Annotated in this window: 11 protein-coding genes; 4 read left to right on the top strand and 7 right to left on the bottom strand. The window is 58.3% G+C overall.

Going from position 1 to position 9,988, the window contains the following annotated elements:
* Positions 1-787: D-alanyl-D-alanine carboxypeptidase family protein (locus ACUTJJ_RS23485; RefSeq protein WP_445543607.1), on the bottom strand; the 787-nt coding region annotated here is incomplete at its 3' end.
* A gap of 190 nt (positions 788-977) precedes the next feature.
* On the opposite strand from ACUTJJ_RS23485, the gene ACUTJJ_RS23480 reads away from it, so the two are divergent.
* Positions 978-1,562: a TetR/AcrR family transcriptional regulator gene (locus ACUTJJ_RS23480; RefSeq protein ID WP_445543606.1), complete on the top strand. Its 585-nt coding sequence runs from the start codon at positions 978-980 to the stop codon at positions 1,560-1,562.
* On the top strand, positions 1,559-1,903 hold the full coding sequence (locus ACUTJJ_RS23475) for a DMT family transporter (RefSeq protein ID WP_063950752.1): 345 nt from the start codon (positions 1,559-1,561) through the stop codon (positions 1,901-1,903). The genes ACUTJJ_RS23480 and ACUTJJ_RS23475 overlap by 4 nt, the downstream gene beginning before the upstream one ends.
* Positions 1,904-2,055: 152 nt before the next feature.
* Here the strand turns inward: ACUTJJ_RS23475 and ACUTJJ_RS23470 are convergent, their stop codons facing one another.
* Positions 2,056-3,189, bottom strand: coding sequence for an alpha-hydroxy acid oxidase (locus ACUTJJ_RS23470; RefSeq protein WP_063950751.1), 1,134 nt, complete (start codon positions 3,187-3,189; stop codon positions 2,056-2,058).
* A 185-nt stretch (positions 3,190-3,374) separates the two neighbouring features.
* On the opposite strand from ACUTJJ_RS23470, the gene ACUTJJ_RS23465 reads away from it, so the two are divergent.
* Positions 3,375-3,956, top strand: a complete 582-nt coding sequence (locus tag ACUTJJ_RS23465) for a hypothetical protein (protein WP_445543605.1) — start codon at positions 3,375-3,377, stop codon at positions 3,954-3,956.
* 12 nt (positions 3,957-3,968) lie between these two features.
* On the opposite strand, the gene ACUTJJ_RS23460 is transcribed toward ACUTJJ_RS23465, so the two are convergent.
* The 3 genes from ACUTJJ_RS23460 to puuD all read right to left on the bottom strand — a co-directional run bounded on the left by ACUTJJ_RS23460 (position 3,969) and on the right by puuD (position 7,562).
* Entirely contained in the window at positions 3,969-4,688 is a 720-nt protein-coding gene (locus ACUTJJ_RS23460; protein ID WP_209089708.1) for a sulfite exporter TauE/SafE family protein, read from the bottom strand.
* Between the two features lie 304 nt (positions 4,689-4,992).
* Positions 4,993-6,303, bottom strand: a complete 1,311-nt coding sequence (gene guaD / locus ACUTJJ_RS23455) for a guanine deaminase (protein ID WP_445543604.1) — start codon at positions 6,301-6,303, stop codon at positions 4,993-4,995.
* Positions 6,300-7,562 carry a urate hydroxylase PuuD gene (gene puuD / locus ACUTJJ_RS23450; RefSeq protein WP_445543603.1) on the bottom strand — a complete coding sequence of 421 codons (1,263 nt, stop codon included), beginning with the start codon at positions 7,560-7,562 and terminating at the stop codon, positions 6,300-6,302. Before puuD ends, guaD begins: the two co-directional genes overlap by 4 nt.
* A gap of 472 nt (positions 7,563-8,034) precedes the next feature.
* On the opposite strand from puuD, the gene ACUTJJ_RS23445 reads away from it, so the two are divergent.
* A complete protein-coding gene (locus tag ACUTJJ_RS23445) occupies positions 8,035-8,373 on the top strand; it encodes a hypothetical protein (RefSeq protein WP_006699610.1) in 339 nt (112 codons plus the stop codon).
* Here the strand turns inward: ACUTJJ_RS23445 and ACUTJJ_RS23440 are convergent.
* Positions 8,349-9,272, bottom strand: a complete 924-nt coding sequence (locus tag ACUTJJ_RS23440) for a LysR substrate-binding domain-containing protein (protein WP_445543602.1) — start codon at positions 9,270-9,272, stop codon at positions 8,349-8,351. The two genes, ACUTJJ_RS23445 and ACUTJJ_RS23440, sit on opposite strands and share 25 nt — an antisense overlap.
* Before the next feature lie 255 nt (positions 9,273-9,527).
* On the bottom strand, positions 9,528-9,988 hold a 461-nt coding region (locus ACUTJJ_RS23435; protein WP_445543601.1), incomplete at its 5' end, for an XdhC family protein.

The raw sequence follows: 9,988 nt of genomic DNA, 5'->3' as shown, positions 1-9,988 counted from the left end.
GCACGGCCTTGTCGAGAAGGGCCGCCATCTGGGCGTCGCGGCTGCGCGCAGTCTTGCCGCCCAGCACGACGCCAACGACGCGGCGGCCATTGTGGTTGACAGCGCTGACGAGGTTGAAGCCGGAGGCGTTGGTATAGCCGGTCTTGATGCCGTCCATTCCCTGATAACGATACATCAGGTTGTTGTGGCCGCGGATGCGCTTTCCACGAAAATTGAAGGATTGCGTGGCGAAGAGGCTGTATTCTTTGGGGAAATCCCGTTGCAACGCAAGACCGAGCTTTGCCATGTCACGTGCGGTTGTCACCTGCGACTTGTTGGGCAGGCCGGACGCGTTGCGGAATACCGTTTTGGTCATGCCGAGTTGGCGGGCCTTGCGGGTCATCATCTCCGCAAAGCGCGCCTCGGAGCCGCCGAGATGGTCGCCCATACCTTCGGCCATGTCATTGGCGGATTTGACGATCATGCCATAGACCGCTTCGCGGACGGTGAAGGTCTGGCCCTGGCGCACATAGAGCTTCGAAGGAATGACCGATGCACCGTTCTTGGACATGGTTATCTTCTGGTCCCAGCGGAGTTTGCCGGCATGCAGCGCTTCGAAGGTGAGGTAGAGCGTCATCATCTTGGTGAGCGAGGCGGGATGGTTGAGCACGTCGGCATTGCGGGCGGCGAGAACCTTGCCGGTGTTCGCATCCATGACGAAATGGGCATAACCCGCCTGCGCAGGCGACGCCTGCAATGAGAGGATCGCGCAAAAGAAGGTGAGTGCGAAAACCCAGGCACCCGCCATTCCCCGTTTGATCATTCCCGACATAATCCGCCCCTTTTCATCCGATCGCCGCAACGGGCGAATATTTACTGACACTTTCCGGCAACAAAACCGCTAAAACTTTAGAGATCGCTTTCATGCTTAATTAAGTATGAATTTCAACCCGACAGACGGCCCTACAATTTCCTTGTAAAGATACCAACCATCCGGTATGTTGCCTTTCATGACAAATGCACATGAACGCAAGAAGCAACCCGAACTCGTACGCCGCAATCTTCTTGATTGTGCGGCCAGACTTGCTGCTGAACAGGGCGTTGCGGCGCTCTCGGTGCAGGCGGTGGCAGATGCGGCAGGGGTGACGAAAGGCGGGTTGTTCCATCATTTCCCTTCCAAGCAGGCGCTGCTGGAAGCGGTCATGGCGGACCTCCTGGCGGCTTTGGACTTGGAAATTGACGAGCTCATCTCACAGGATTGTGAAGCTTTCGGGCGGTTCACGAGAGCCTATGTGAATGCGGTTTTCTCGGATCGGGGCAGGGATTCGGGCAGGCAGTGGGCAGCGATCTCGGTTTCCATGGTGGGCGAACCATCGCTTCGGCGCATGTGGAACAGCTGGATCGAGGGGCGGCTTGCCCGTCATAAGGAAACGGATGATGGGGTGGTACTGGAGCTGGTGCGGCTTGCCGCTGACGGCATCTGGTTCGCCGATCTTCTGGCCGACGACGGCAGGGCAGGTGGCGACAGGGCGGCTCTCAAAGCGCGGATGATCGCGCAGACAAAGAAGGATGCAGGGGGATGAATGCAGCTGTCTTGACCTATGGAGCGCTTGTCGCCGCCATTATCTGCGAAGTCATCGCGACCTCCTTTCTGCAGCAATCGCAGCAATTCACGCGGCTTTTGCCAACCGTGTTGATGGCGCTGTTTTATGGCGCGGCCTTTTATCTGCTGTCATTTACCCTGCGGGCGCTGCCGGTGGGGGTGGCCTACGCCATCTGGAGCGGGCTCGGCATCGTTCTGATTTCGGGCATCGGCTATGTCGTCTTCCGCCAGACACTGGATTTCGCCGCCGTCGTGGGCCTTGGTTTCATCATCACCGGGGTGGTGATCGTGAATGTGTTTTCGAAGACGGTGGGCCATTGAGGCTGGGTGGTCTAGCGCGAAGGCTAACCCGACCGCGAGAGACTCTTTCGCGGCACAGACGCGCCACGGCTGGATGCCGGATCTAGTCCGGCATGACGGTAGAGAGGTCTGCGAGCTGTGGTTGCGATGCTGGAAGTTCTGCCTTCTGACCATCACGCCAGAATGCTGCGATCCACATCGGTGATCAGCCGCTTGCCGCAAAGCGCCATGCTGACATCCATCTCCTTGCGAATGATCTCCAGCGCCGTGGTCACGCCCCGCTTGCCATCCGCACCGAGGCCATAGAGGAAGGGTCTGCCGATATAGGTCCCCTTGGCGCCCAGCGCCACGGCTTTCAGCACATCCTGACCGGAGCGGATGCCGCCATCCATGTGTACCTCGACCCTGTCGCCGACAGCATCGACGATCTTCGGCAGCATGGCGATCGAGGAATGCGCGCCATCGAGCTGGCGACCGCCATGGTTTGAAACGATGATGGCGTCGGCGCCGGTATCAAGCGAGGCGCGGGCGTCCTCCTCGTCAAGGATGCCCTTCAGGATAAGTTTACCGCCCCAGCGTTCCTTGATCCATTCCACGTCTTTCCAGGATAAACGCGGATCGAACTGTTCCGCGGTCCAGGAGGAGAGCGACGAGAGGTCTGAGACATTCTTGGCGTGCCCAACGATGTTACCGAAGCTGCGGCGCTTGGTCCGCGTCATGTCCAGGCACCACTTCGGCCTGGTGGCCATCTGCCAGATGTGTTTCGGGGTGAATTTTGGCGGTGCGGAGAGGCCGTTGCGCAGATCCTTGTGACGCTGGCCGAGGATTTGCAGGTCGAGCGTCAGTACCAGCGCCGAGCAGCCGGCGGCCTTGGCGCGGTCGATCAGATTGTTGACGAAATCGCGGTCCTTCATCACGTAAAGCTGGAACCAGAAGGGTTTCGAGGTAACGGAAGCGACATCCTCGATGGAGCAGATGCTCATGGTGGAGAGCGTGAAAGGTACGCCGAATTCTTCCGCTGCCTTGGCAGCCAGCATTTCGCCATCGGCATGCTGCATGCCGGTCAGGCCGGTGGGAGAGAGTGCGACCGGCATAGACACCTTCTCGCCGACCATTTCGGTCGCCAGCGACCGGTCGGTCATATCCACCAGCACGCGCTGGCGCAGCTTTATCTTGGCAAAATCATCTTCGTTGGCGCGATAGGTGCTTTCGGTCCAGGCGCCGCTATCGGCATAGTCGAAAAACATCTTTGGCACACGGCGCTGCGCCTGTTGCTTCAGGTCCGCTATGGTCAGAATTTTGCCCATGTGTAAAGCCTTCACATTTAAATGATGGCTTCACATAGCATGACCAGGCGCTCCGCGCGACCATAAAGATGGATAGGCAATTGCTTTTTTGATTATTGGAAATATAGTGATTTTTGTCGGGTTTATACATAGAATGTTCTGATAAATACTTTTTGATGTTTTTATTTTTTGTGGATTGTAACATTATGAAATTTATACTGACGGTTCTGCCATTCGTATCGTCTTTATTGATACCTGGTCTCTCCGTCGCATGCCCCTCGGCTACGCAGCTCAGCGATGGATTTGTCCTACGTCGCGAGGCGGTAATAAGTGAGGTCAAGTCGGCAGGGCGGATCGCCCGGGTTGACCACGATTTCAACGGTGCCGGGTCGCAAAAGCAGTTTCTATATAGGGGATTAATCGCTCTCGCCGGCTTGGGAGATGAAGGAAACTACGGCTACTATTTTACGTCCGACCTTGAGGCGTTTTGGCCGATGAAGGTCGGTGCACGCCGGTCTTTCGAGTTTCTGCCTCTTGACGCAGGCGAGGCCAGCAACAGGTGGTCGCTTGAGATGACTGTGACGAAGCAGCGCGCCTTCCCGGTGAGATTTTGCAACTATCTCGTTTACTACGTTTTGGTGGAGGTGCGGAAGAATGGCGAGAGTGATGAAAAATGGACCGCTGTCTACTCGCCTGATTTGCAGGTTACGCTTGCCAAGATTTACGATGAGGGTACCGAAGACGAGACAATCGTGGCTTACGACGTGATCGAACCACTGCGCAAGTGAGGGTGAGCGACGTCAGTAGAACGCCCTGAGGAATAGTTCTGCGCCCAGCAGAAGCAGGCAGATAAGAAACCAGCGCCGAAACGTCGCCGGGCTGACGATATGGCGGATCTTTTGACCCAGCCACATGCCGATCAGCGCAGGCAGGACGGCGAGGGCGGATAGTGACAGATGCTCGACATGAAAAGCATCCTGAGAAGCAAGGCCAGCGGCGAGGGCGATGGTCGAGACCGTAAAGGAAAGGCCGAGCGCCTGCACCAGATCGTCTCGGCTGAACCCCAGCGACTGGATGTAGGGCACGGCAGGTACGACGAAAATTCCGGTGCCGCCGGTCAAAAGGCCCGTCACCAGCCCCATGATGGGGGAGAGTTTTGGTTCCAGCCTTGCAGGAAGCAAGACCGGTCGGGCAACCAGGCTGTAGGCTGCGTAAACCGCAAGGCACAGGCCGAGCGCCGAGCTCGTCCAGGCACCAGTATCCGATGTCATCAGCCGGATGCCGATGAGGGTGCCGAGGGTGATAGCAATCATCATCGGCCACAGCCTTTTCACAATGGTCCGAAAATCAGGCCCAGCCAGCAATTGCCAGACATTGGTGATGAAGGAGGGGAGGATGAGCAGGCCGGCGGCGATGACCGGGGGCATGAAGAGGCCGAACACGCCCATGGCGACCGTAGGCAGTCCCATGCCGGTCACACCCTTGACGATGCCGGCAACGATGAATGTCGCGAGGATCATGAGCAGGGTGGTTGTGTCTAAGTTCGGCACGGGGACTCCAGAGCGCTTTCGAATTCGGCCGAGATGGCGTCAGGCAATCATGTGGAGCGAGCGAGTGCGCCACGGTCCTTCTCCCCGCCGGGGAGAAGGTCGCGGCAGCGGGATGAGGGGACAAGCTCTCCGAAATCCTGCAAACGTCGCCCCCTCATCCGACCCTTCGGGCCACCTTCTCCCCGGCGGGGAGAAGAAAGAGGCGGCACACGCTCGATCCAATATGTGACGGATATAAACAAGTTAGCAGCTATATGTTTCGGCCCAAACCGAACTATGCCAGCACGCTCTTCATCGGCTTGCCGGCCACATAGGTCTCTACCACTGTGCGGTCGTCGCCCATGGTCAGCATCAGGAAGAGTTCTTCGGTGAGGCTTTTCACCACTTCCATCTTCAGGGCCATGGCTGACGTCGAGGAGGCGTTCAGCACCGTGATGTCGGCATCCGTGCCGGCTTCCAGCGTGCCGATGCGGTCGACCATGGAGAGCGCTTCGGCATTGCCGCGCGTCATCAGATACCAGCTTTCCAGCGGGTTGAGACGTTCGCCCAGCAATTGTTGGATCTTGTAGGCCTCGTCCATGGTGCGCAGCATGGAGTAGCTCGATCCGCCGCCGATATCGGTGGCGACGGCGATACGAACAGGCTTTTCGCGCCGTTGCAGTTTTTTCATCGGGAAGAGGCCGGAGCCGATGAAGAGGTTCGAGGTGGGGCAATGCACTGCCACCGCGCCGGTCTCCGACAGCACATCCGCCTCGCGGTCAGAGAGGTGAATGGCATGGCCGAGCAGGGTCTTTTTGCCCATCAGACCGTAGCGCACATAGATGTCGGTATAGTCGGTCGCTTCGGGGTAAAGCTCGCAGGTATATTTGATCTCGTCCAAATTTTCGGACAGATGCGTCTGGATGAAGAGATCGGGAAATTCCTGCGCCAGCGCCTGTGCGGCTTCCATCTGCTTCGGTGTGGAGGTGATGGCGAAGCGTGGGGTGATGGCGACGTGGTTGCGGCCCTTGCCGTGCCAGTCGGCGATGACGGCGCGCGTCTCGTCATAGGAGGTTTCCGGCGTGTCCAGCAGGCCCTGCGGGGCGTTGCGGTCCATCATCACCTTGCCGCCGACCATCAGCATGTTGCGCTTCATGGCCTCCGTGAAAAAGGCGTCGGCGGAGGTCTTGTGCACGGAGCAATAGGCGGCGGCCGTTGTCGTGCCGTGGCGCAGAAGCTCGTCGTAGAAGTGTGTGGCGATGCGTTGAGCATGCGCGCTTTCAACGAAACGGCACTCTTCCGGGAAGGTATAAGTGTTCAGCCATTCCAGCAGGTTGGCGGCATAGGAGCCGATGACCTGCATTTGCGGGAAATGCAGGTGCATGTCGATGAGGCCGGGCACGATGAGATGCGGGCGGTGGTTCTTTTCCTCGACGTCTTCGGGTGCTGTCTTACGGATATCGTCGTATTCGCCGATGGCGGCGATCTTGCCGTTTTCGAGAAGCAGGCCGCCATCTTCGATATAGAGATAGCTTTGCGTATCATCGATTGCGAGCGGCGCGCGGCGGAAGCTCAGCAGGCGGCCACGCAGCAGAACCAGGCTCATTCAGTCTTTCCTTCGGCTTTTCCAGCCCCGGACACCGCACTTTCATACCAGGCGGTCAGCACCTTGCGCTCATCCGGGGTGATGGCGGTGATGTTGCCGGGAGGCATCGCATGGCTGCGGCCGGCTTGCAAATAGATTTCACGCGCGTGGGCGGCGATCTGTTCGTCGGTTTCGAGCTTCACCGATTTCGGTGTGAAGGGCACGCCTTCCCATACCGGTTCGGCGGCGTGGCACATGGAACAGCGGCCCTGAACCACATCACGCGCCTTGGTAAAATGGGCATCGCTGACGAATTGCTGCTGCATGGGGGAGAGGGTGGCGGCCTTCTCTACCTCTTCGCCGGTCAGCACTTTCGGCACGGTGGAAAGCCACATGATGACAATGAAGATGAGGGCGGTGAGAAGCCATGTCCATGTCGGCTTGCCCTTGCGGGCATGGGTGGTGTTGAACCAGTGGCGGATGGTAACGCCCATCAGGAAGACCAGTGCGGCGATGATCCAGTTGAACTGCGTGGCAAAAGCCAGCGGATAATGGTTCGACAGCATGAAGAAGATGACGGGCAGCGTCAGGTAGTTGTTGTGCAGCGAACGCTGCTTGGCGATGCGGCCATATTTCGGGTCCGGCGTGCGTCCGGCAATGAGATCGGCGACAACGATCTTCTGGTTCGGAATGATGATGAAGAAGACGTTTGCCGACATGATGGTGGCGGTAAACGCACCGAGATGCAGGAAGGCGGCGCGGCCGGTGAAAACCTGCGTGTAACCCCATGCCATCGCCACCAGCGCGACATAGAGCACGACCATCAGGCCCCAGGTATTGTTGCCAAGCGGCGATTTGCAGAGAAAATCATAAAACAGCCAGCCGATGGCGAGCGAGGCCAGAGACAGGGCGATGGCCTGGAACTGGGTGAGATCAAGCACGGAATGGTCGATGAGGAACAGGTCTGCGCCGCCGTAATAGACAATACAGAGCATGGCGAAGCCGGACAGCCAGGTGACATAGCTTTCCCATTTGAACCATGTCAGGTGTTCCGGCATCTGGGCAGGGGCGACCAGATATTTCTGGATGTGGTAAAAGCCGCCGCCATGCACCTGCCATTCCTCGCCATAGGCCCCCGGCGGCAGATGCGCCCGTTTGACCAGCCCGAGATCGAGCGCGATGAAATAGAAGGACGAGCCAATCCAGGCGATGGCGGTGATGACGTGGAGCCAGCGGACGGCAAAGGCCATCCATTCCCACGCAATGGCATATTCGTACATGCGGTTCCCCTGATCCTTGTGCAGCGCACCTTGCGAGAATTTTAGCCTTTAGGGAAGGGGCAAGCAGTGATCGGGAAGAGATTGTTCACAATGCAGCGGAGATGTGTCTGCAATCCTCTCTCTGTTCGTTTCAGCCCGATGACTGGGCTTTGTGAACTTGGAGGAGGTATGTGGCGCCGGTGAGTTTGTGCTTAGCTGGCTAAGGCGACTCAGCTATTATGGTTTGTGCAGCCTTCCGGTGTGCTAAAATATCAGGCTGTGGACTTCGCGCCCACGCGCGTGGCTCCCATGACATGTTTCGCTGGCGGTTCTTCCGAAAGCGGGCGCTGCGAACCCTGGGCGGAGCAGATCAGGGGGCAGGTGTCGCAGTTCCCGGTGCCGTTGTGTCCGGGTGTGAGTGCCATGAGATTTTGAGTTAAGGGACGCAATGACCTTCCGGCTGCCGCCGTTGTTTTCAACGGAGACCGTGCCGATGCGCCTTGTTTTGACGGTTCTTTTTCTGCTTTTTGCATTCAGCGCCACCGCGCTTGCCCATGAATCCCACAAGGGATTCAAATATGAAAGCTACTGCTGCAACGGCGATGCCGAAACCGGCGACTGCCAGATGATTCCCACACGTAGCGTCCGGGTGACGTCTGATGGTTACGAGGTCTCGCTCGCGCCCGGCGATCACCGCATGGTCACGCGACGCCACGTGTTCAACTGGTCACAGAGCCAGGCACGTCGATCCGAGGACGGCGAATATCATCTGTGTCTGTTTCCGGACGAGGATACCCCACGCTGTTTTTATGCACCTGATATGGGGTATTGAGTCGACGGGCGGCTTTCTTCGATCCGCTTCAATATCCAGTCGCGAAACAGCTTGATCTTGCGGATGTTCCGGCGATTTTCGGGGTAGACGAGCCAGTAGTTCTTGCCCTCGGTGCTGAGGTGCTCAAACGGCTGGTAAAGCCGGCCAAGCGCCACCTCGTCCGCGTAAAGCTCAGGGGTCAGCATGGCGACACCCTGGCTGGCGATCGCCGCGGCGGCTTCAAAGGCCTGCACATTGAGGCGGCTACGCGGGTAACGGTCAAGCCCCGGATTTTCGATGCCGACTTCCTTGAACCACTGGCTCCACCAGATATCGCCGGGATCGATGATGCGTAGGCGCAGCAGGTCTTCCGGCTTGTGCAGGCCGCCGATGCTTTCGGCGAGGGCAGGGTGCAGCATCGGTGTATAAACGCCGCGCAGCAATTGATGATAGATCAGCCCCTTGCCATCATCGCTGCTCCAGCGAATGGCGACATCGCAGTCCGACTGGTTGAAGTCGATCAGGGTCCCCGATGTCTCCAGCCTGACCGCGATGGAAGGATGCTCGAGCTGGAAAGCGCCGAGATGCCGCGAGAGCCAGCGTGAGGCAAAGGTGGCAGTGGAATGGATCGTCAGCGTCGTGTCTGATGTATCGCGCACATTATCGACGGCCTCCCGTAACGTGTTGAAGGCATCCGCGACTTTCGGTGCAAGCCTCTGTCCAGCCTCCGTCAAGGAAACCTGCCGCGCCTTTCTGACAAAAAGCGGCTCGCCAATATTCTCCTCCAGCAGTTTCACCTGATAGCTGACCGCCGTCTGCGTCATGCCCAACTCTTCGCCAGCCTTGGTGAAGCTCAGATGCCTGGCTGCGGCGTCGAACACACGCAGGGCATTCAGGGGAAACTGCCGTGACATTTTCATGGATAAGATCTCTTTATGTGTCCGTTCAAAGGTTTCATTGGTTTCCGCCAGGAAATCAAGGCATTTTAAATCCGACAGATAAGCTGAACTTCTGAAAATCAACGATGGAGACGAACATGCGCACGGCAATCTGGCGCGCGTGGTCCCGCCTGCGCGCGGGTCTGCGGAGAGTGGAAAACTTTGCCTATCAAAGCCTTCGCACCGACAATCTGGCAGACGACAGCCTGCCGGATGCGCTGAAACGCGATCTCGGCCTTAAAGACGGGCGGGCTGGTTTTTGTGGCGATGCCCGGTTTCGGTGGCAAAAAGCGCTTGAAGCAACTCGGCTGCCACAAGGGCCGCTATGACAGCGGGACGTTTGTCCCTGACACCGTTGCCGCCGATGGGCAGGATGAGTTTGGCGAGGCGGCAATTAGGCTCGCCCTCCCGCTCCAGCCAATGGGCAAAGGTGGCGCGCTTGGTCTTCGAACCGATCATGCCGACATAGGCAAGATCCTCGCGGGCGAGCGCTTCTTTGGCGATCATGAAATCGAGAGCATGGTCGTGAGTGACGATGATTGCAGCCCCATTGGCCGGGATTTTCGTAACGAGTGCTTCCGGCATGGGGGTGAGTATGGACGCCGCTGCCGACGGAAGATCGCGCAGCTCGTTTTCACGGGTCTCGACCACGGTCAGGGACAGTGGCAGCAGCGACAGGGCTTCAGCCAGCGCCTTGC

The organism is Agrobacterium sp. DKPNP3, assembly GCF_052686535.1.
This window is presented reverse-complemented; position numbering and strand designations above follow the sequence as displayed.

Excerpts from the sequence above, each read along its gene's own strand:
- ACUTJJ_RS23465 (WP_445543605.1), top strand. The coding sequence starts at position 3,375 with ATGAAATTTATACTGACGGTTCTGCCATTCGTATCGTCTTTATTGATA.
- ACUTJJ_RS23445 (WP_006699610.1), top strand. The coding sequence starts at position 8,035 with ATGCGCCTTGTTTTGACGGTTCTTTTTCTGCTTTTTGCATTCAGCGCC.
- ACUTJJ_RS23475 (WP_063950752.1), top strand. The coding sequence starts at position 1,559 with ATGAATGCAGCTGTCTTGACCTATGGAGCGCTTGTCGCCGCCATTATC.
- ACUTJJ_RS23440 (WP_445543602.1), bottom strand. The coding sequence starts at position 9,272 with ATGAAAATGTCACGGCAGTTTCCCCTGAATGCCCTGCGTGTGTTCGAC.
- puuD (WP_445543603.1), bottom strand. The coding sequence starts at position 7,562 with ATGTACGAATATGCCATTGCGTGGGAATGGATGGCCTTTGCCGTCCGC.
- ACUTJJ_RS23470 (WP_063950751.1), bottom strand. The coding sequence starts at position 3,189 with ATGGGCAAAATTCTGACCATAGCGGACCTGAAGCAACAGGCGCAGCGC.
- ACUTJJ_RS23480 (WP_445543606.1), top strand. The coding sequence starts at position 978 with ATGTTGCCTTTCATGACAAATGCACATGAACGCAAGAAGCAACCCGAA.
- guaD (WP_445543604.1), bottom strand. The coding sequence starts at position 6,303 with ATGAGCCTGGTTCTGCTGCGTGGCCGCCTGCTGAGCTTCCGCCGCGCG.
- ACUTJJ_RS23460 (WP_209089708.1), bottom strand. The coding sequence starts at position 4,688 with ATGATCCTCGCGACATTCATCGTTGCCGGCATCGTCAAGGGTGTGACC.